Source organism: Streptomyces sp. NPDC026092, from assembly GCF_040638605.1.
Classification (GTDB): Bacteria; Actinomycetota; Actinomycetes; order Streptomycetales; family Streptomycetaceae; genus Streptomyces.
Genome location: NZ_JBEZYN010000010.1, coordinates 202,162 through 224,077 on the forward strand (window position 1 = coordinate 202,162; position 21,916 = coordinate 224,077).

12 protein-coding genes are annotated in these 21,916 nt (G+C 72.4%); 6 read left to right on the plus strand and 6 right to left on the minus strand.

Annotated features, from left to right (window positions below):
- Positions 1–89: 89 nt before the first annotated feature.
- Positions 90–1,475 (minus strand): FAD-binding protein, encoded by a 1,386-nt coding sequence (locus AB0F56_RS18980; RefSeq protein ID WP_362010765.1) that lies wholly within the window; start codon positions 1,473–1,475, stop codon positions 90–92.
- 513 nt (positions 1,476–1,988) lie between these two features.
- Here AB0F56_RS18980 and AB0F56_RS18985 point away from each other — a divergent pair.
- From AB0F56_RS18985 to AB0F56_RS19010, 6 genes are all read left to right on the plus strand, one after another.
- Positions 1,989–2,846 carry a sterol desaturase family protein gene (locus tag AB0F56_RS18985; protein WP_362010768.1) on the plus strand — a complete coding sequence of 286 codons (858 nt, stop codon included), beginning with the start codon at positions 1,989–1,991 and terminating at the stop codon, positions 2,844–2,846.
- Between the two features lie 155 nt (positions 2,847–3,001).
- Positions 3,002–12,586 carry an amino acid adenylation domain-containing protein gene (locus AB0F56_RS18990; protein WP_362010770.1) on the plus strand — a complete coding sequence of 3,195 codons (9,585 nt, stop codon included), beginning with the start codon at positions 3,002–3,004 and terminating at the stop codon, positions 12,584–12,586.
- A complete protein-coding gene (locus tag AB0F56_RS18995; RefSeq protein WP_362010771.1) occupies positions 12,576–14,246 on the plus strand; it encodes an NAD(P)/FAD-dependent oxidoreductase in 1,671 nt (556 codons plus the stop codon). The genes AB0F56_RS18990 and AB0F56_RS18995 overlap by 11 nt, the downstream gene beginning before the upstream one ends.
- A gap of 44 nt (positions 14,247–14,290) precedes the next feature.
- Entirely contained in the window at positions 14,291–15,973 is a 1,683-nt protein-coding gene (locus AB0F56_RS19000; RefSeq protein ID WP_362010904.1) for an NAD(P)/FAD-dependent oxidoreductase, read from the plus strand.
- Positions 15,970–17,175: a cytochrome P450 gene (locus AB0F56_RS19005; protein ID WP_362010774.1), complete on the plus strand. Its 1,206-nt coding sequence runs from the start codon at positions 15,970–15,972 to the stop codon at positions 17,173–17,175. The genes AB0F56_RS19000 and AB0F56_RS19005 overlap by 4 nt, the downstream gene beginning before the upstream one ends.
- A 95-nt stretch (positions 17,176–17,270) precedes the next feature.
- A complete protein-coding gene (locus tag AB0F56_RS19010; protein ID WP_362010777.1) occupies positions 17,271–17,570 on the plus strand; it encodes a hypothetical protein in 300 nt (99 codons plus the stop codon).
- A 20-nt stretch (positions 17,571–17,590) separates the two neighbouring features.
- Here AB0F56_RS19010 and AB0F56_RS19015 read toward each other — a convergent pair whose 3' ends face one another.
- The 5 genes from AB0F56_RS19015 to AB0F56_RS19035 all read right to left on the minus strand — a co-directional run bounded on the left by AB0F56_RS19015 (position 17,591) and on the right by AB0F56_RS19035 (position 21,890).
- A complete protein-coding gene (locus AB0F56_RS19015) occupies positions 17,591–18,130 on the minus strand; it encodes a hypothetical protein (RefSeq protein ID WP_362010779.1) in 540 nt (179 codons plus the stop codon).
- A gap of 46 nt (positions 18,131–18,176) precedes the next feature.
- Positions 18,177–19,409 carry an ABC transporter permease gene (locus AB0F56_RS19020; RefSeq protein ID WP_362010782.1) on the minus strand — a complete coding sequence of 411 codons (1,233 nt, stop codon included), beginning with the start codon at positions 19,407–19,409 and terminating at the stop codon, positions 18,177–18,179.
- On the minus strand, positions 19,406–20,077 hold the full coding sequence (locus AB0F56_RS19025) for an ABC transporter ATP-binding protein (protein WP_362010906.1): 672 nt from the start codon (positions 20,075–20,077) through the stop codon (positions 19,406–19,408). Before AB0F56_RS19025 ends, AB0F56_RS19020 begins: the two co-directional genes overlap by 4 nt.
- Positions 20,078–20,151: 74 nt before the next feature.
- Positions 20,152–21,237: a peptidoglycan-binding domain-containing protein gene (locus AB0F56_RS19030; protein WP_362010784.1), complete on the minus strand. Its 1,086-nt coding sequence runs from the start codon at positions 21,235–21,237 to the stop codon at positions 20,152–20,154.
- Positions 21,234–21,890: a hypothetical protein gene (locus AB0F56_RS19035; protein WP_362010786.1), complete on the minus strand. Its 657-nt coding sequence runs from the start codon at positions 21,888–21,890 to the stop codon at positions 21,234–21,236. The genes AB0F56_RS19030 and AB0F56_RS19035 overlap by 4 nt, the downstream gene beginning before the upstream one ends.
- Positions 21,891–21,916 lie beyond the last annotated feature (26 nt).

A 21,916-nucleotide genomic window follows, 5' to 3' on the forward strand; every position in this document is an offset into this window, starting at 1 on the left:
GGCGGACGCTCCTCGCGTCGAGGGACGGGGTGACCCCACCATCTTCGCCGACCGGCCCGGCCCCGTGCCGGACCGGGCCCCCGCCCGGGTCAGAAGATGCGCTGGCCCGGGGTGAGGATCCCATCGGGGTCGTAGCGGTGGCGGGCGGCCCGGAACTCCGGCCAGAAGGCGCCGAAGTGGCGGACCCAGTCGTCCGTGGTGAGCGGGACCGAACCGATCGGATACCAGGTGCCGCCCGCCGCGACCGTGGTGTCGTACTGGGCGCGGTTCGCGGCGACCATCTCCTCGGCGGAGTCCGCTCCGGGGGAGGCGGTCTTGAGGAGGGAGAAGAGGTAGGCGAGCTCCTCGTCCGGCATGGCCGGGAGCGGGGTCCGGCACTTGCCGGTGAGCACGGGGTACAGGAGGGCGACCGCGCTCGCGCCGAGGGAGCCTGACTTGAGGCCGGCCAGCGTCTCCGTGACGACCTCGTTCACGGTGGACGCGGGGAGGAGGCTGTCGTACCAGGGGTGGGGCCGCTGCCACTCGCCGTTCGCCCTGAGCATGTCCAGCAGCGGGGCGATCCGGGCGAGGAAGTCGAAGTACTCCACGTCCTGCGCCTGGACCGAGGTGTGCCCCAGGCCGTCCGTGAGCCGGGCGTCGTCCTCGGCGGTGGCGTCGTAGGACGCGGCTTCGATGAAGTGGATCCAGCCGTCCGGGGTGAGCATCACCTGGCCGACGAGGTAGTCGAACCGGCCTTCCCCGATCAGTTCGGCCTCCTGCGCGGTGAGCGCGGCGACGCTCGGGTACGTCAGGGTGTAGAGCCGTACGGAGCGGGGCGCGGGGACCAGGGCGAGGGTGGCGCGGGTGATGATCGCGCACTGCCCGAGGCCGCCGAGGACGGCCCGGAACAGGTCCGGACGCACGGTGGGCGAGCAGGTCGTCAGCTCGCCCTCACCGGTGACCACTTCGAGTTCGAGGACGTTGTCGACCTGCGTGCCGTAGTGACCGATCTGCCCGCCGAGGCCCCCGGCGGAGAGCGTGCCGCCCACGGAGAGCTCGAGGTAGTCGGTGAAGACGGGCGGGGTGAGGCCCAGGGGCAGGGTGGCGCGGACCAGGGTGCTCCACAGGACCCCGGCCTGCACGACGGCCGTGTTGTCGCGGATCTCGACGGCGTCGAGGGAGCCGAGGTCGACGACGAGCCCGGCCGGCACCTGGGCCTGGCCGTGGGTGGAGTGGCCCTGGCCCCGTCCGGCGACCTTCAGGCCGCGCTCCCGGCAGTAGCGGACCATCGTGGCGACGTCGTCGGCCGAGCCGGGCTTGAGAACGGCGGCGGGCGACTGGCGGACCATGCGCCCGAAGTCGCCGGAGGCCGCTTCCAGGGTGGCGCCGTCGAAACACAGCTCCCCGTCGAGTGCGGGCACCGCGTCGAAGGCACCGCCGACGACGGAGGTGGCGGCCGGGTCCGGCTGCGGGGTGGGAACGGGGGGTGGCGTCACGCCGACTCCAGGTCGATTCGAGTACAGGGGGTGCCGCCGCCGACCCGCGTACCGGTCGGTGGCCGCCGTGTGCCGACGCACGGCACGGGCCTCGGAACCCCCGCACCGGTCGCCTCCACACTTCCTGCACATTGTGATCATTTAGCAGTCGAACCGTCTACTGAAATGCCCAATTCCGGTACCCGCGTGGACTGTCCGGCCCTGCTCGACGCCCTCGCGGAGGACGGCTTCGGCCGACTGGGCGGGCTGTCGCGTCATGACCGACGGTGATGAATCGATCCGTCAGTCGAGCGATCAACTCCGGGCAGAAATAAGCCTGGTTGAGACGATCTTCGGGGGTGCGCGCGGGGGTATTTGGATCATTGGCACCGGCGCGTTCGACACCGTGCGCCGGTCGATCGCCGTTGCCGTGCGTAGTCATGTGAATTCATACTGTCATCAAGCTCCCCGGTGCCTCCCTCCTCGTCGGGGAGCGCTCCCACGTGTCCGGTCGTCCCCAAGAAGTGGAGTGCCATGCCCCGGTTATCGGCGCGCGATGTCCTGGCCGTGACCGCCCAACCGGTCCTGCTGCTCGCGGTCGCCGCCGTCTTCCTCCTCGCCGAAGGACGCGGCTGGGACACGGGGCGCGCCGTTCTGCTCTTCCAGTTCTCGGTGCTCGGCTATCTCGTGCTGCTCGAGTTCCTGATCCCGTACGACCGTTCCTGGCAGCCCGAGCGCCGGGAGTGGGGGTGGTACGGCGTGTACTACGTCCTCACCGCCGCCGGCGGCACCCTCGGGCAGAACGTCGTGCTGTACGCCGTCGGCAAGGTCGCCCGCCGCGATCCGTGGCTGCCCCTGTGGGCCGAGATACCCGTGGCCCTGCTCCTGGGCTCGCTCGCGAGCTACGCGGTGCATCGCGCGGGCCACACCTACGCCTGGCTCTGGCGGCTGCACGGCGTCCACCACGTCCCCACGAAGGTCAACGCCGGCAACAACGGGGTCAACCACGTGCTCGACGTCGTCATCTCCCAGGGCTTCGTCCAACTGGCCCTGGCCCTGGTCGGGTTCTCCGAGCGGGCGGTGTTCGCGGTCGGTCTCTTCGTCGTCGCCCAGGGGTACTTCGTCCACGCCGACATCCGCGTACGCCTCGGGCCGCTGAACCACGTCCTCTCCGGGCCCGAGCAGCACCGGCTGCACCACAGCACCGACCTCACCGAAGCCGGGCACTACGCCTCCGACCTGTCCGTCTGGGACCGGGTGTTCGGCACGTTCACCTGGCGCCCCGGCCGTGAACCGGAGTCCGTCGGCCTGACCGACCCGGGCTCCTTCCCCGACACCGGCGCCGTCCTGGCCACCCTCGTCCACCCCTGGCGGCGCCGCCCCGCCGACTGACCGGCCCCCGCACCTCGGGCGCCCATCTCGGCCCCCACCTCGGACCTCCCCGTGCCCGCCGCCCGCGTCCGCCTTCGGTGGCAATTCGTCTCGTCCCGCGCCGCCTTGTTCTGCTGCTCACCATTTCTCTCGCTACGCGAATCAAGGGACCGCTCATGCCTGAATCGCTTCGCCATGCCCAAGTCGCCGCCTCGGCCGCCCTCCCCACGCGCGCCGAGAAGATCGCGATCATCGGGATCGGCTGCCGCTTCCCCGGCGGCGCGAACGACCACCGCGGCTTCTGGCGCAACCTGGTCGACGGGAAGGACTGCATCACCCCCACGCCGCTCGACCGGTACGACGTCGCCTCACTGGGCAGCCGGGACAAGTCCAAACCCGGTCGGCTGGTCGGCGGGCGCGGCGGATACATCGACGGCTTCGACGAGTTCGACCCGGAGTTCTTCGGGATCAGCCCCCGCGAGGCGCACTCCATGGACCCGCAGCAGCGCAAGCTCCTCGAGGTGAGCTGGGAGGCCCTGGAGGACGGCGGGCAGAAGCCGGCCGAGCTCGCCGGGCGGGACGTCGGCGTGTTCGTCGGCGCGTTCACCCTCGACTACAAGATCCTGCAATTCGCCGACCTGCGCTTCGACACCCTCGGCGCGCACACCGCGACCGGCACGATGATGACGATGGTGTCGAACCGGCTCTCGCACTGCTTCGACTTCCGGGGCCCCAGCCTCTCCGTCGACTCCGCGTGCAGCTCCTCCCTCGTCGCCGTCCACCTCGCCTGCGAGAGTCTGCGGCGCGGCGAGAGCTCACTCGCCCTGGCCGGCGGCACGCTGCTCCACCTGACGCCGCAGTACACGATCGCCGAGACGAAGGGCGGCTTCCTCTCCCCGGAGGGCCGCTCCCGGACCTTCGACGCCGAGGCGAACGGCTACGTCCGCGCCGAGGGCGTCGGGATCGTCGTCCTCAAGCGGCTCTCGGACGCGGTACGGGACGGGGACCGGATCCACGCCGTCGTCACCGAGACCGGCGTCAACCAGGACGGCCGCACCAACGGCATCACCGTCCCCAGCGCCGACGCCCAGGTCACCCTGATCGAGCAGGTCTGCGCACGGGCCGGCATCACCCCCGGCGACCTTCAGTACGTCGAGGCCCACGGCACCTCCACGCCCGTCGGCGACCCCGTGGAGGCGGGCGCGCTGGCCAGGGTCCTCGCCATCGGCCGCAAGCCGGGCGACGCCTGCTACGTCGGCTCGGTCAAGACGAACATCGGGCACACCGAGTCCGCCGCCGGGATCGCCGGGCTCATCAAGACCGCGCTCAGCCTCAAGCACCGGCTCATCCCGCCCCACATCAACCTGGAGCGGATCAACCCCGCCATCGACCTCGCCGCCGCGCCGTACGAGATCCCCGACCGGCTCACGCCCTGGCCGGCGCACGAGGGCACCGCCCGTGCCGGGGTCAACTCCTTCGGCTTCGGCGGCACCAACGCCCACGTCCTGCTCGAAGCCGCGCCTGTGCCCGAGCCCGTGCCCGTCGTCACGGACGCCACCTACGCCACCGACGCTCCCACGCCCGTGCCGTCCGACGCCGAGACCACGGCCCCGACGCCCTCCGTGCTCCCGCTCAGCACGCGCGACGCCGCCGCCCTGCCCGCGCTCGTCGAGTCCGTCCGCGCGGAACTGGGTACTCCCGACGAGGGCCCGTCCGTCCCGGATCTGGCGTACTCCCTCGCGCATCGCCGCCAGCACCACGACGTCCGGCTGTCCGTCGTGTACGGCTCGCCCGAGGAGCTCGACGAGGCCCTCGCCGCGTACGGCAGGGGCGAGGAGCACCCCCGTGTGCTGACCGGGAAGCGACGCGAGGGCCGACAGGCCGAACCCGTTTGGGTGTTCACCGGAATGGGCCCCCAATGGTGGGCGATGGGGCGCCAGTTGTTCACGTCCCGGCCCGTCTACCGGGAGGCCGTCGAGGCCGTCGACCGGGAGATCGTGACCCAGGCAGGCTGGTCCCTCGTCGACGAGCTGAACGCGGCCGAGGACGTCTCCCGGATGGCGGAGACCTGGCTGGCCCAGCCCGCCAACTTCGCCGTCCAGGTGGGCCTCGCCGCGCTCTGGCGGGCGCACGGGGTACGGCCCGCCGCGGTCGTCGGCCACAGCACCGGCGAGATCGCCGCGTTCTACGAGGCCGGGGTCTACAGCCTCCGCGACGCCGTGCGGATCGTGCTCACCCGCAGCCGCCTCCAGCACAGGCTGGCGGGCACCGGCACCATGCTTGCCGTCGGGCTCCCCGAGGACGAGGCGCTGTGCCGGGCCGCGCCCTTCGGCGACCGGCTCTCCGTCGCCGCCGTCAACAGCCCGGGCGCCCTGACCCTGGCCGGCGAGGAGGCCGCGCTCGGCGCGTACGCCACGTCCCTGCGCGCCGACGGCGTGTTCGCGAAGCTCCTCGACGTCCAAGTGCCGTACCACTCCGCCGCGATGGACGCGATCAAGGACGAACTGCTTGCCGAACTCACCGACATCGAGCCCCGCGCCGCCCGGCTTCCGCTCTACCTGACCGGACAGGAGGGCCGGGCCGAAGGCCCCGAACTGGACGCCGACTACTGGTGGCACAACGTGCGCGACACCGTGCGCTTCCGCGCGGCCGTCGACGCGCTCGCCGCCGACGGGTACCGCACCTTCCTGGAGATCGGGCCCCACCCGGTGCTCGGCCACTCCATCAAGGAGTGCTTCCAGCACGCGGCCGAGACCGGCGAGTCCACCGCGACCACGCTGCCTTCCATCCGCCGCGCCGAGGACGAGGCCCTCCGCTTCACCACCTCCCTGGCTGCGCTCCACACCCTCGGCAGCCCGGTCGACTGGCACGCCCTCCACCCGCGCGGCCGGTCCGTCCCCCTGCCGCGCTATCCCTGGCGGCGCGACCGCTACTGGACCGAACCCGAGCCGGTCGCCCAAGTACGCCTCGGCCGGCAGGACCACCCGCTGCTCGGCCGGCGTCTCGCCACCGCCGAGCCCACCTGGGAGGTGGCGCTCGATGTCGAGACACAGCCCTATCTCGCCGACCACCGCATCCAGGGGCGGACCCTCGTCCCCGCCGCCGGCTACATCGAGATGGCCACCCAGGCCGTCCGCGCGGTGACCGGCGCTGAGGACGTCGTGCTCGGCGACATCGAACTGCGCAAGGCCCTCTTCCTGCCGGACGACGCCCCCAAGGCCGTCCAACTGGCGCTCTCCGCCCGGTCGGCCGCGTTCACGGTGGCGACCGGCGGCGGCGACACCCCCACCGTCCACGCCGTCGGAGTCGTACGCGGCGGGGCGCCCGCGCCACGTCGTACGTCGGCGGAGCTGGAGGCGGTCCGCAAGCGCGCGGAGCAGGCCCTCGACTCCGCGACCTGCTACGAGACCCTCGGCGCGCGCGGCTACCACTACGGACCCGCGTTCCAGGGCATCGCCGAGGTGTGGCGGGGGCGCGGCGAGCACGGACAGGGTGAGGCGCTCGCGCTGATCCGGCCGCCCGCGAGCGTCGGCGGCGGCGCGGCGGGCCACCAGCTCCACCCGGTCCTCCTCGACGCCTGCTTCCAGGCCCTGCTCGTGGCCGGACTCCCGGACCAGGACGCGGCAGGCTCCTCCAGTACAGGCATCCTGCTGCCGCTCTCCATCGACGAGGTGCGGACGACCCCGATCGGTGACCAGCCCCTCTGGGCCCACGCCACGATCACCCGGCGCGCGGACGACGAACTCGTCGGCGACATCGCCCTCTACACCGAGGGAGGCGAACGCGTCGGCCACGTCCACGGCTTCCGCGCTGCGGACGTCGAGCAGGCCTCGGCGACGGTCGGGCTCGCCACGATCGACGGCTGGCTCGCCGAACTGGAGTGGACGGAGGCGCCGTTGGAAGAGGCCGAGGCCCAGGACCCCGGGAGCTGGCTGCTCTTCGCCGACCGGCCCGGGGGAGTGGCGGACGCCCTGGAGCGGCTCGTCACCGCGCGCGGCGGCACCTGCCACCTCGTCCGGCCGGGCGAGGCGTACGCCTTCGGCGCGGACGAGGGCGACCGCTCCGAGGTGGTGCCCGGGAGCGCCGACGACCTGCGGCGGCTCCTCGCCGACCTGGCCGTGCGCGACGGACGTCCCGTCGGCGCCGTCGTGCACCTGTGGAACCTGGACCTGCCCGCGCTCGACGCGACCTCCCGCGAGGACCTCGACCGGCACAGCGCCCATGGCGCCTACTCCGTCGTCGCCCTCGCGCAGGCCCTGCGGGACGACCCCGGACAGCTTGGCGCGCCCGCGGCCCTGCACCTCGTCACCCGGGGTACCCAGGCTGCGGCCCCCGGCGACCCGGTCGAACCCCTCGGCGCCCCGGCCTGGGGCATCGGCCGCGTGCTGCGGCACCAGGAACTGATCGCCCACCCCGGCAAGCTGATCGACCTGGAGGGCGCGGGAGCCACTTCCGAGGGGGCGACCACCACCCCCGAGGCCGAGGCCCACGCCCTCCTGCGCGAGGTCCTCGCCACGTCCGAACCCGACCGCCCCGAGGACGAGGTCGCCCTGCGAGCGAGCCGCCGCCTTGTCAGCGGCCTCGTCCGGCCCGAGGGCCTCACCCGGCCCCTCCCGCCGCGGCTCCGCCCGGACGGTGCCTATCTGGTGACCGGGGCCTTCGGCGCCCTCGGCCGGCTGCTCTGCCGCTACCTCGTCCGCCAGGGCGCCCGGCACCTGATCCTGGTGGGCCGCACCGAGCTGCCCGACCGCGCCACCTGGCGGACCCTCGACCCGGACGCCCCCGAGGCCTCCGGAGCGCGCTTCGTCAAGGAGCTGGAGGCGCTCGGCGCCCATCCCGTGCACGCGGCCCTCGACATCGCCGACGAGCCCGCGCTCGACGCGTGGCTGGCCGCCCGCAGGGACCAGGACGCCCCTCCCGTACGCGGGGTGTTCCATCTCGCCGGGCACGTACGGGACATCCCGGTCCAGGACATGGACCGGGCCTCCTTCGACGCCGTCCTCGCCCCCAAGGCCGCCGGAGCCTGGCTCCTGCACCACCTGCTGCGCGACGAGCCGCTCGACCACTTCGTGCTCTTCTCCTCCGTCGCCGCGCTGCTCACCACCACCGGCCAGACCAACTACGCGGCGGGCAACGCCTTCCTCGACGCCCTCGCCCACCACCGCAGGGCCCGCGGCCTGCCCGCGCTCAGCCTGAACTGGGGCCCGTGGGCGACCGGCATGATCGAGGAGCTGAGCCTCGTCGAGCACTATCGCGTGGTCCGGGGCATGAGCTCGCTCTCCCCGGCCGCAGGGACGGCCGTCCTGGAGCGGGTCTTCGGACAGGACCGGGCGCAGCTCCTGATCGCCACGATCAGCGACTGGAAGACCTTCCTCGCCTGGTACCCCACCTCACCCCCACTCGTCGCCGGACTCGCCGCGGAGGCCGCCGCGTCCGCCGGCGGCCCGGCCGGGGGTGACGGACACGGCGGCTATCTCGCCCGGTTCCGCGCCGCCGCCGACGAGGAGGAGCGGGCCCGGTTCGCCGCCGACCACTTCCTCGCCCCCGCCGCGACCGTCCTTCGGGTGGGCGCCGAGCGGATCGACCCGGACGCCGGGCTCGGCGAGCTCGGTCTCGACTCGCTCCTCGCCATGGAGCTGCGGGCCCGGATCCAGGCGGAGACCGGTGTCGCGCTGCCCGTCGTCGCACTGCTCAGCGGCGCCCCCGTACGGGAGCTGATCGCCCAGCTGTACGCCGCCAGCGAGACGCTCGCGGCTCAGGGCGAGGGGCCCGAGGACGGAGCGGCGACGATCGAGCTGTACGAGGACCCGGGCCGCCACCCCCTCACCCAGAACCAGAAGGCGCTCTGGTTCCTCAAGCAGCTCAACCCCGACGGGTTCGCCTACAACATCGGCGGCGCCGTCGAGGTCCGTACGGTCATCGAGCCCGAACTGATGGCGGAGGCCGTCCGTACGCTCGTCGCCCGCCACCCCGTCCTGCGGGCGAACTTCGTCCTGGAGGACGGCCGCCCGGTGCAGACCGTCTCCGATTCCATGGAGCCGGACTTCGAGGTGTTCGACGTCGAGGGCCTGCCCTGGGACGAGATCCGCGAGCTGATCGTCGCGGAGTACCGCGAGCCGTACGACCTCGCCCACGACCCGCTGATGCGGTTCCGGCTCTTCCGGCGCGGCCCCGACCGCTGGGTGATCATGAAGGCGGTCCACCACATCGTCTCGGACGCCATCTCCACCTTCACCTTCATCGAGGAGCTGCTCGCGCTCTACGAGGGCATGCGCGCGGGCCGGCCGGTCGAACTGCCGCCCGTCCCGGCCCGGTACCTCGACTTCCTCAACCGGCAGAACCGCTTCCTGGCCTCCCCGGACGCCGACCGCATGCTGGAGTACTGGCGCGGCGCCCTGCCCGCCGAGATCCCGCCTCTCGCCCTGCCGACGGACGGGCCCCGGCCGCCGGTGCAGACGCACAACGGAGCCTCCGAGTTCTTCGTCCTCGACGAGGAACTCAGCGCCCGGGTGCACTCCCTGGCCCGCGACCACGGCGTCACGCCCTTCATGGTGCTGCTGTGCGCGTACTACCTCCTGCTGCACCGCCACTCCGGACAGGACGACCTCGTCGTCGGCAGCCCGGTGACCGGCCGCACCGACGAGGAACTCGGCTCCGTCTACGGCTACTTCGTCAACCCGCTGCCCCTGCACGTCAACCTGGCCGGCGACCCGACCGTCGGCGAGCTGCTCGCCCAGGTCCGCCGGACCGTCCTCGGCGGCCTGGACCACCAGGAGTACCCCTTCGTGCTGCTCGTCGAGAAGCTGGGCCTGCAGCACGACCCGAGCCGCTCGGCGGTCTTCCAGGCGATGTTCATCCTGCTGGCCCACAAGGTGTCCTCGCAGCAGTACGGCTACCACCTCGACTACATCGAACTCCCCGAAGAGGAAGGGCAGTTCGACGTCACGCTCTCCGCGTACGAGGACGAGAGCGAGCGCCGCTTCCACTGCGTCCTGAAGTACAACACCGACCTCTTCAGGCCCCGGACCGTCCGCCGCATGGCCGACCACTACCGCACGCTCCTCGACTCCCTCACCCGCGCGACGGGCGACCGGCCGGTGGCCGAGCTCGACATGCTCGGCGCGCACGAGCGCCACGAGATCCTGCACGGCCGGGCCGCCCGGGGGCCGGTGGTCGCCCAGGACCGCCCGGTGCACCGCCTGTTCGAGGACGCGGCCGCCCGTACACCCGACGCGGTCGCGGTCACCGTGCCCGCCGCCGGGAGCGGGGGAGCGGCGCGCCATCTGACGTACGGCGAGCTGGAGCGGGCCTCCGCGGCGCTCACCGGACGGCTCAGGGCCCGCGGGGTGGGAGCCGGTGACGTGGTCGCCGTCTGCCTGCCGAAAACGCCCGAGCTGATCGTCGCGCTCCTCGCGGTCTGGCGCGCCGGGGCCACCTACCTGCCGCTCGACCCCGGCCACCCGGTCGACCGGCTCGCCGTGATGACGGGCAACGTGGGTGCCGCGCTGGTCATCGCCGAGCCCGGCGGACCGGAACGGCTCGCGGCCCTCGGCACGGAGTTCCTCACGGACGTGCTCACGGAGGAGGGCCCCGAGGGAACACCTTTCGACACCCGCGACTCCCTGGACACCCCCGACTCCCTGGACACCCCCGCGTACGTCATCCACACCTCCGGCTCCACCGGCCGGCCCAAGGCCGTCCGCGTCTCCCACCGCGCCCTCGCCGCCGTCCACGGCGCCTGGCGCGAGGCGTACGGCCTCGCCGCCGAGCCGGGCGTCCATCTGCAGCTCGCCGCCGTCTCCTTCGACGTGTTCACCGGCGACCTGGTGCGCGCTCTGTGCTCCGGTGGCCGGCTCGTCCTCGCCGACCGTGAGCTGCTGCTGAACACGGCACGGCTGTACGAGGCGATGACGGCCGAGCGGGTGGACTGCGCCGAGTTCGTGCCCGCCACGGCCCGCGCCCTGATGGCCCGCTGCGAGGAGGGCGGTCACCGGCTCGACTTCATGCGCCTGATGATCGTCGGCTCCGACACGTGGAAGGTCGCGGAGTACGAGCGGCTGGCGCGGCTCTGCGGCCCGGAGACCCGGGTCATCAACTCGTACGGCCTCACGGAGGCGACCGTCGACAGCGCCTGCTTCGAAGGCCCCACCGACGGCCTCGACCCCAACGGCACCGTTCCCGTCGGCGCCCCCCTGCCCAACTGCGTCCTGCACGTCCTGGACACCCGCCTCGAGCCCGTACCGCCCGGGGTCGTCGGCGAGCTGTGGGCCGGTGGCCCCGGCCTCGCCCTCGACTACGCGGGCGACCCCGAGCAGACCGCCCGGCGCTTCCTCACCCTCACCCTCGACCACGGCCCCGACGCGGCCCCCGAGCGGCTCTACCGCACCGGGGACCTGGCCCGCAGGGACGACCGGGGCCGGATCCATCTGCTCGGCCGCGCCGACGCCCAGATCAAGCTGCGCGGCCACCGCATCGAGCCGGGCGAGATCGAGTCCCTGCTGCTCGAAGTCCCCGGCATCGCCGAGGCGTTCGTGACGGTCCGTGCCGGAGCGTCGGGTGAGGCGGCGCTCTGCGCGTACGTCGTCGCGGCGGCCGGGAGCACACCGGACCCGCTCGCCCTGCGCCGCCATCTGGCCGCCCACCTGCCCACGTACCTCATCCCGGCCCATCTGACGGTCCTGGACGCCCTGCCCCTGACCCCGAACGGCAAGGTCGATCCGGCGGCGCTCCCCGAGCCCCGGGCCGAAGCGGCGGAGGAGGACCACGAACCGCCCGCGACGCTCTACGAGGAGCGGGTCGCCGCGCACTGGAAGGCGGTGCTCGGCATCGAACGGATCGGCCTGAGCACCGACTTCTTCGCCTCCGGCGGCAGCTCCATCACGCTCATCGAACTCATCCACCATCTGCAGAAGGAGTTCGGCATCGCCATCCCGGTCGGCCTGCTCTTCAAGGTCACCACGCTCCACGGCATGGCCCGCACGGTCGAGTCCCTCGTCACCGGCCGGGTCTCCGGAACCCTGCCCCAGCTGACGTTCAACGCGGGCGCGGGCCCCGCCCTGTTCTGCTTCCCGCCGGCCGGCGGCCACGGCCTCGTCTACCGGCACTTCGCCGCGCATCTGCCCTCGTACGAAGTGATCGCCTTCAACCACGTCGACGGCGACAAGACCGGCCGCTACGCCGATCTCGTCGAGGATCTGCGGCCCACAGGCCCGTGCCTCCTGCTCGGTTACTCCCTCGGCGGCAACCTCGCCTTCGAGGTCGCCAAGGAGCTGGAACGGCGGGGCCGCGAGGTGTCCCACGTGGTGATCCTCGACTCGTACCGGATCGAGGAGGCGTACGGCATCGCCGCCGAGCACGTCGAGGCGTTCGAGCACGAGCTCCGCGACCATCTGCGCCGGCACACCGGCTCCGAGACGGTCACGGCGCAGACGCTCGGCCAGGCCAGGGACTACCTGGAGTTCTGCGGCCGGACCCCGAACCTCGGGACGGTGACCGCGGCCGTGACCGTGATCGCCGACGAGGCCAAGGCCGAGCTTTACGCGGCGGGGCAGCGCGGCAGTTGGGCCGCCGCCTCCACCACCGGCAACCGGCTCGTGCGCGGCTCAGGGCTGCACGCCGAGATGCTCGACGAGAAGCCGGCGGCGCGCAACGCGGCGCTCGCCCGGGCCGCCCTCGACGACGACATCGCCGCCGCCGCGCGGGAGGGCCTCACCTTCCTCGCCGCCGCGCCCACGACGGAGGAGGAGACCGATGTCGCGTGAGAAGAGGCCCGTGTGGGAGCGGCGGGAGGCCAGGGCGCCGGGCGAGGCGCCCCGGGTGATCATCATCGGGGGTGGCATCGGCGGGCTGTCCACCGGTGTGTACTCCCAGATGAGCGGCGCCGAGACGCGGATCTTCGAGCGGCACGTGCTGCCCGGGGGCTGCTGCACCGCCTGGTCGCGCCAGGACTACGTCTTCGACTACTGCATCGAGTGGCTCACCGGCACGGGCCGGGGCAACGACGCCGCCCGCGTCTGGCGGGAGTTGGGCGCGCTCGACGGGAAGAGCATCGCGAACTTCGAGATGTTCAACACCGTCACCGACGAGACCGGCCGTTCCGTCACCTTCTACAACGACCCCGACCGGCTCGAAGCCCACCTCCTGGAGCTGTCGCCGGCCGACGCCCGCCCGATCCGGGCGTTCTGCCGGGACCTGCGGCGCTTCACCCGCATCAACCTCTACCCGTTCCTGACCCCTTCGCCGCTCCAGTCCCCGCGCGAGCGCCTCGCGACGCTCCGCGCGGTCCTCCCGTCCTTCCTGGTGCTGTGGCGGACGGCGGTGACGCGGATGGAGACCTTCTGCGAACGGTTCCAGGACCCGCTGCTACGCCGGGCGTTCCCGTTCATCTTCTTCCAGGACCACGAGGTCTTCCCGCTGCTGCCGTACCTCTTCAACATGGCCAGCGCCTACCACCTCAACGCCGGTTTTCCGCAAGGCGGTTCGCTGGGTCTGGCCCGCTCGGTCGAGGACCGCTACACCGGACTCGGCGGACGGATCGACTACCGGGCCCGGGTCGAACGGATCCTGGTGGAGAACGACCGCGCGATCGGCGTCGAACTACGCGGCGGCGAACGGCACTTCGCCGACCATGTGGTGGCCGCCTGCGACGGCGCCACCATCCTCCACGGCCTGCTCGACGGCCGCTACACCAGCCCTCGGGTCGAGGAGCTCTTCGCCCAGATGACGGAGAGCCCGGACGTGGTCTACCCGGGCGTCGTCTCCGCGTTCGTCGGCCTGAAGGACGAGCTGGACCCGGACGCCCGGCACAGCGTCACCTATCTGCTCTCCGACGAGGACAGCAAGGCCCTGCCGGGCGTCCTGCAGAACAGCCTCGTGGTGCAGATGCGCTCCCGCTACTCCGACGGGTTCGCCCCGCCGGGCAAGTCCGTCGTCCACTGCACGTACTTCAGCGACTACGCATCCTGGAAGGAGCTGCGGCGCGCCGACCGGCGGGCGTACTGGGCCCGCAAGCAGGAGGTCGCCGACTTCGTCCGGGGCTTCCTGGAACGGCACCACCCGGGCATCGGGCGGGCGATCGAGGTCGTCGACGTGGCGTCCCCGGTGACGACCGAGCGGTACACCGGCGTGTGCGGCGGCTCCATCCTCGGCTGGAAGTCCTTCACCCCGGCCGACGACGTCATCACCGCGCTCATCAACAAGGACCGGATGCGACTGCCGGGCCTCGACGGGCTCTCGCTCGCGGGCCAGTGGTTCGGCGGCGGCAGCCTGATCCGCGCCGCCGCGAGCGGCCGGTTCGTCACCCAGTACCTGTGCCGGGACCTCGGCCTGGAGTTCCGGGCCTGGGAGTCCACCGACACCACCCCGTGGCACCCGGACCGGCTCGGCCGGCTGCCCCAACTCGAATCCCGCAGGGTCAGGTGACCGACGTGACGAATACGCAGACGCCGCCCGAGCGCCGCGAAACCATGATCATCATCGGTGGGGGCCTCGGCGGCCTCTCCACCGGCGCGTACGCCCGCATGAACGGCTACCGCACCCGGATCTTCGAGATGCACGAGATCCCCGGCGGCTGCTGCACCGGCTGGGACCGGGGCAACTACACCTTCGACGCCTGCATCAGCTGGCTCCTCGGCAACGGGCCCGGCAACGAGATGCACCAGATCTGGCTCGAACTCGGGGCGCTCCAGGGCAAGGAGATGCGCCACTTCGATGTCTTCAACACCGTGCGCGGCGCGGACGGCCGGGCCGTCTACTTCTACTGCGACCCCGACCGCCTCGAAGCGCATCTCCTCGATCTCTCGCCCGCGGACGCCCGCCCCATCAGGGCTTTCTGCGCGGGCCTGCGCAAGTTCATCACCTGCCTGCCCTCGTACCCCTTCCTCAAGCCCGTGCCGCTGATGACCCGCCGGGAGCGCTGGCGGATGCTGGCCGGCTTCGTGCCGTACTTCAACCTCTTCCGCACCTCGATGTCCGTGCTGATGACGGAGTACTCCACGCGCTTCAAGGACCCGCTGCTGAGGGAGGCGTTCAACTACATCCTGTACGAGAAGCACCCCGGCTTCCCGGTCCTGCCGTTCTACTTCCAGATGGCCGCCCAGGCCCACCGCTCTGCGGGCGTCCCCGAGGGCGGCTCCCTCGGCCTCGCCCGCTCCATCGAGCAGCGCTATCTCCGGCTCGGCGGCGAGATCACGTACAACGCCCTCGTCGAGGAGATCCTCGTCAAGGACGACCGCGCGATCGGCGTCCGGCTGGCCAACGGCGAGGAGCACTACGCGGACATCGTCGTCTCCGCGTGCGACGGCCCCACCACGCTCCTGAAGCTCCTCGACGGCCGCTACCTGGACGAGGAGTACGCGACGCTCTACCGGGAGACCCTGCACCGGCCCGGGATGGTCTTCCCCGGCTACGTCAGCGTCTTCCTGGGCCTGCGCCGCCCCTTCCCGGACGCGGACCCCACCACCACCCACCTCCTCGACGAGGAGACGGCGGGACGGCTCACCGGTATCCGGCACCCGAGCCTCAACGTCCAGTTCCGCAACCGGTTCTATCCCGAGCTGTCGCCCGAGGACACGACCGTCATCTACGCCACGTACTTCTCCGACACCGCGCCCTGGCGGGAGCTTGCCGAGGGGCCCGAGCGGCTCAGCCGGCCCCGGCGCGGAACGGAGCTGCACACCCTGCCGGTGCGGCGGGGCAAGGCGTACGCCCTGGCCAAGCGCCGGACCCGGGACGCCGTCGTGGACTTCCTCGACGCGCGCTACCCCGGACTGAAGGACTCCATCGCCGTACGGGACACCAGCACGCCCCTCACCCAGATCCGCTACACGGGCAGCTACGAGGGCACGTTCCTCGGCTGGCAGCCCTTCGTGGAGAGCGGCGAGGCGATGGAGGAGCTCGTCAAGAAGAACGGCCCCGTCCTGCCGGGGCTGAGCAACTTCTACCTCTCCGGGGTGTGGGCCACCACCGGCGGCCTGATCCGGGCCGCCGCGGCCGGACGCCAGGTCATGCAGTTCGTCTGCCGGGACGACGGCCTCGACTTCACCGCCGACGTCGACACCAGCGCACCCCCGCCCACCCACGTCCTCGTCCCCGTGGGCCCGGGCCCGCAGGCACCGTCCGCCTCCGCCGAGAAAGGCACCGCCCCATGACCGCGACCCCGCTGGCGTACCCCTTCTGGACCGACCACGGACTCGGCGTCTCCGCCGGGTACGCGCCGCTGCGCGGCGGGCCGCTGACCCGGGTCCGACTCCCGTACGGCGACGAGGCCTGGCTCGCCACGTCGTACGAGGACGTGCGCGCCGTCCTCTCGGACGGCCGGTTCTCCCTCGCGGAGGCGCTGCGGCGCGACCATCCGCGCATCGACCCGATGCCCCGCGCCGGCGGTGGCCTCATCGCCCTCGACGCGCCGCGCCACACGCCCCTGCGGGCGCTGCTGGCCAAGGAGTTCACGGCACGTCGTATGGAGGGCCTGCGGGTCCGCATCCGGGAGGTGGCCGACGGACTGCTCGACCGGATCGAGGAGTCCGGGCCGCCTGCCGACCTGGTGGAGGACCTGTCCTTCCCGCTGCCGATGACCCTGATCTGCGAACTGATCGGCGTCCCCGCGGCAGACGTGCCCTCCGTGCGGGCGTGGGCGGACGTCATCTGCTCGGGAAGCGAGACGCCCGAGGCGCTTGAGCAGCGGGGCAAGGACTTCTTCACCCGTATGCACGGCTGGATCGAGGAACGCCGGCGGGCCCCCGCCGAGGACCTGCTCACGCTCCTGGTCCGCGCGCACGAGGACGGCACTCTGACGGAGACGGAACTGACGGGCCTGCTGGGCGAGTTGCTCATCGCGGGATTCGTCACGACAACGAACCAGATCGCCAACTTCTTCGCGGTCCTGCTGCTGCCGGGCGAGGCACGGGGCGACGGCATCGAGTGGCCGGCGACCCTGCGCGCCCAACCCGAACTGATCCCCCGGGCGGTGGAGGAGCTCCTGCGGTACGTCCCCCTGCTCAACGGCCTCACCCTGCCCCGCTACGCCCGCGAGGACGTGGAACTGGGGGGCGTCCTGATCCGCGAGGGCGAGGCGGTCGTGGTCTCCCAGGCGGCCGCCAACCACGATCCGGCCGTCTTCCCGGACCCCGACCGCCTGCTCCTGGACCGGCCGGGCGCTGCGCACATCAGCTTCGGCCACGGCATCCACTACTGCCTGGGCGCGCACCTGGCGCGCCTGGAACTCCAGATCACCCTCGAGCGCGTCACGACCCGCCTCCCGGGGCTGCGCCTCGCGGTCCCGGAGCAGGAACTGCGCTGGCGCTCACGGGAGTTCTTCAGCGGACTGAAGGCGTTGCCGGTTGCTTGGTGAGTGCACGGCACGGGGTCTCTGAGTACGCGTACTCATGGCGCGGCGATCACGGTCGACGAGGGTGGTGCCCACGCCGACCGACAGGAGAGACCACGATGTCCACCCCCCGCCCCTCCACCGCACAAGGGTTCGCCCTCGCCGCCGTCACCGCCGTGGCGGCGGCCTGGGTGCTCACCGGCTGCGCGTACGAGGAGGACATCTGCAGCAGCGGCGAGTACCCGGTCATGACCGTCGGCGCCTCGGGCTCCGCCTGCGTACCCAACGAGGAGCAGCCCCCGGAGGGCTACGTCCGCTACCCCGAGGGCAAGGTCCCCCTGAAGGTCGACGACAAGTGGGACGTCTACTGGAACACCCACACGCTCGACAAGGACGGCAAGATCATCGACGCGCCGTAAGAGTCAGCTTGCTGCAAGGCTCAGGTACGGGTCAGCCAGCGGGTGGCCGCCACCACCTCGCCGGCGATGTCGATCACCGAGCGCCCGTCCGTCGCGACCCGCACCGTGTCCTCGGGCGCCTGCTCGTCCAGAAGACGCGCCTTGCGCGCGCTGCCGGCCAGCTCCTGCTCCAGCTCCGAGCCGAGCTCCCGGCCCGTCAGGCGCGCGCCCGCCGTGACGTCGGAAGCGGTGAGCAGCACCCGCACGATCCTGACGTCCGCACCCATGACGCGCTGGAACATGGCCGTGTTCGCCGGGAGTACGCTCACCGTGTTCGTGTAGATCAGGCGGCGGTAGCCCAGCTCCGCGAAGTTCGACCAGACCGCCGTCAGGTTGCGCTCGCCGAGGGCGACGCGGTGTGGGTCGCCCTCCGGCGCGGGGTGCGCCTGGCCCATGTAGTCCCCCTCGAGGACGCAGTGGGGGACCGTTGCCGCCCTCAGGAGGGCCGAGACCTCCCAGCCGACCGTCGTCTTGCCGACACCGGCACGTCCTCCGATGAGCAGTACCTCTGCGTGCGTCATGGAGCGACCGTGCCCGACGGCGACCGGATCGGGCCAGGGATTTTCGTCAGGTCGCGTTGAGCGCCGTGGTCGGGTCCAGGCGGGAGGCCCGGATCGCGGGGTAGAGGCCCGCCAGGGCGCCGATGGCGAGGGTCGCGGCCAGTCCGCCCGCCAGGGACCACGGCGGGACGACCGGCGTCCAGCCCTGGACGAGGGCGAAGCCGTGGGTGGCCGCCGTGCCCAGAGCCGCGCCCGCCAGGCCGCCGAGAGCCGACAGGAGGAGCGACTCGGTGAGGAACTGGAGACGGATCGCGTTCCGCGTGGCGCCCAGCGCGCGGCGCAGACCGATCTCCTGACGCCGTTCCAGTACGGACACGACCATGGTGTTCGCGACACCCACACCCCCGACGAGCAGGGCCACGGCCCCAAGGCCGAGCATGAGTGTGGTGAGACCTTCGTCGGTCGCGGCCTTCGCGGCGAGCGCGTCGGAGGGCCGGGAGACCTTCACCCCGGCCGGGCTGCCGGGGCTGACCGTCCGGGCGAGCACGGCGCGCACGTCCGCCACCGACGGGTCCGAGGAGCGTTCGAAGATGGTCGTGGGATGGCCGTCGAAGCCGAAGTAGCGCTCGGCGGCCGGAAATCCGACGAGCGCGACCCGGTCCAGAGTGGGGACCAGCTCGATCGGTTCGAGGATGCCGACGACCACGACGTACTCGTCGTCCATCATGATCTTCTCGCCCGGCGCGGTGATGCCGAGCCGCCTCGCGGCGACCGACCCGAGAACGGTCACCGGCAGCCGTTCGTTCGCCTCGTCCAACCACACCCCTCGGCCGACCTCCGCGCCGAGCGCCGCGAGCAGGTCGGGGCGGGCGGCCTGGGCGGTGACTCCCGCCGTCCGCTCCTCGGGTACGACATCGCTCCGGCGGATCCGCGCGTCGACGTCCGCCGTGGCCGTCGCGTGCTGGACAGGTCGGATGCGCTCGACCATCGCGACGGCGTTCTTGGGCAGCTTGACCCGCTGCCCGTAGGCGTCCTGACCGGCCTCGGCGGTCAGCAGGTTGGTGCCGAGCCGGTCGAGGCGGCTCATCAGGTCGGCGCGGCTGGACGTGGAGAGACCGACGACGGCGATCATGGTCGCGATGCCGATGGCGATCCCGAGGGCGGACAGCACGACCCGCGTACGGCGTGCGCGCAGGCCGACCGCTCCCGTACGCAGGACATCGCGGAAGGCGAGACGGGCCGGCCGCAGCCTACGGGAGGTCTCGTACCGGGCCCTGGGGCGTGACGGTGTGGAGATCATGCCGTCACCCCCGCGTCGTCGACGATCTCGCCGTCGCGGAAACGGACCCGCCGGGGCAGGGAGTCGGCGATGTCCTGATCGTGGGTGATCACGCACACGGTGGTGCCGGCCGCGTTCAGCTCGTGCAGCAGCTCCATCACGATCCGGCCGGACGCCGTGTCGAGGGCACCCGTCGGCTCGTCGGCGAGCAGCAGGTCCGGCTCGCCCACGAGCGCCCGGGCGATGGCGACGCGCTGCTTCTCCCCGCCGGAGAGTTCGGTGGGCCGGTGGTCGAGGCGGTGCCCGAGCCCCACCCGCTCCAGCGCCGCACGGGCCCGCGCCCGGCGTTCCTTCGCACCGACGCCCGCGTACAGCAGCCCGTCGCCGACGTTGTCGACCGCGTCCCGCCCGGGGGAGAGGTGGAAGTGCTGGAAGACGAAGCCCATGTGCCGGGCCCGCAGCGCGGAGAGCTGGGCGTCGCTCAGGGCGCCGACCTCGTGCCCCGCGACATGGACGGTTCCGGTCGTGGGCCGGTCGAGGGTGCCGATGATGTTCAGCACCGTCGACTTGCCGGAGCCCGAAGGGCCGACGACGGCGAGCAGTTCGCCCGCACCGACGGTCAGGTCCACCGCGCGCAGCGCGTGGACGGGGCCGGGATGGGTCTTCGACACACCCCGGAGCTCGATCACCGGGACGCCGGCCGAGGCGGGTGGGGAGGGCGTGGCCGGGGTGGCGAGTGCGGCCGGCGGGGACGCGTGCGGGTTCACGGCGCGGCCACCCCCACCGTCATGCCCTCGCGCAGCCCGGCGCCGCTGACCTCGATCTTGCCGTCGGCGGTCATCCCGGTCTCCACCCGCACCATGCGGGTGCCGGTGCCCTGGACGACTTCGAGTCCGTAGCCGCCCTTCTCGCCGCGCAGCGCGACGACCGCCTCGACCGGAACCACGAGCACGCCCTTCCGGCTCTCGCTGACGAACTTCACACTCGCGGTCGCCCGCGTGTCCTCGCCCGTCGGCGTGGGCCCCTCCAAGGTCACCTCGACGGTGATCCCGTCCTGGGCGGCGCCGACCGCGCCCTCCCCGGATCCGGCGCCCTCGGGCCGGACGGTGCCGCTGACCTTTCCCCGTACGGTCGTACCGCTGGGCAGGGTCACCTCGACGCGGGTGCCCGGCGCGGTCAGCGGCGCGTCCGACTGCTCAAGGGCGGCCCTGACCACGGGACGCGGGGACGCGGCGGTGAGCACCGGCTTGTCCGGCCCGACCTGGTCGGCCAGGGCCGCGTCGGCCGAGACGATCCGCACCCGGTCCGGCTGGAAGACCACGTCACCCTTGCCGACCCGCCCGGTCGGCTCGCGGTTCAGCGACTTCTGCCAGCGCTTGACGGCCGCCTCCGTGGCCGCGTCGTAGCGCGGGTCCACGTACAGGCCGCCGCCGTACCCCAGGTCGCGCAGGTTGCGTTCGAGCTGGAGGACGTCCGTGCCCCGGTCACCGGTCTTCATCTCGCGGAACATGGGCACCTGCCCGTACAGCAGCGTGACCGGCTTGTCGTTCAGCTCGTACAGCGGCTGCCCCGCCTGCACGGTCGCGCCCTCCCGGGCCGCGACCGTGACCGTGCCCTCGACCGCCGCCTTGACCGGGCGCCGGCCCGCGAAGTCGAGCCGCCCGTCGACGGTCTTGCTGCTCACCAGGTCGGTGCGGACGACCGTGGTGGTGGCGGGCGGAAGGTCGGCGGCACCGGCCCCGCCCTTGGCCTCGTCCTCGGCGCCGAGCACGACCACCGCCGCCCCGGCGCCGCCCGCGATCGCCACCGTCAGCGCCCCGGCGACGAGGAGCGTCCTGCGCCGCGTCACTGCATGCCGTCCAGGCCGTCGAGCAGCTTGTCCGCGCACGCCGTACGGGCCTGCTTGTACGCGGGGGAGTCGTGGCTGAACGAGGGGTTCGCCGGGTTGGGGTCGCCGCCCGGGAGCACGTTGCCGCCGGACATCGTCGGGTTCTGGAAACGGGAGACGCCCTTCTCGCGCATGCACTGGGCGTGCGCGAGCATCGACTCGTACTCCTGCTGCGCGTCGCGGTCCGGCTCGTGGTTCGTCGCCTCGGTCATCTCGGTCACGCAGACCCCGTTCTTGCCACCCTTGGAGACTTCCGGGTACCTGGGGCTCAGCTCGTCGATCTTCGTCCAGTCCAGGTAGCCGCTCAGCTTGGGATCGGGGAACTCCTTGACGCCGCCCTTGCCGCGCATGCACCGGACGTAGTTCATCTGCGCGTCGTAGAAGGCCCCCTTGCCGCCGGCGGCCGAGGCTCCGTCACCCTCTCCGGAGGGCGTGGTCGGGATCGTGCCCGTGCCCGCCGGCTCCTCGGGGACGGTGGCGACTCCGGCGTCCCGCGCCTGCCCGTCGGAGCCGCAGGCCACCGTGAAGGTGAGGAGAGGGACGGCGACGAGCGCGGCGAGACGCAGCCCGGAAGGGAGGGAGGAACGGGATCGAGGAGTGCTCTTCGAGGTCATGCGGACGACTCTCCGGTGAGGACGTG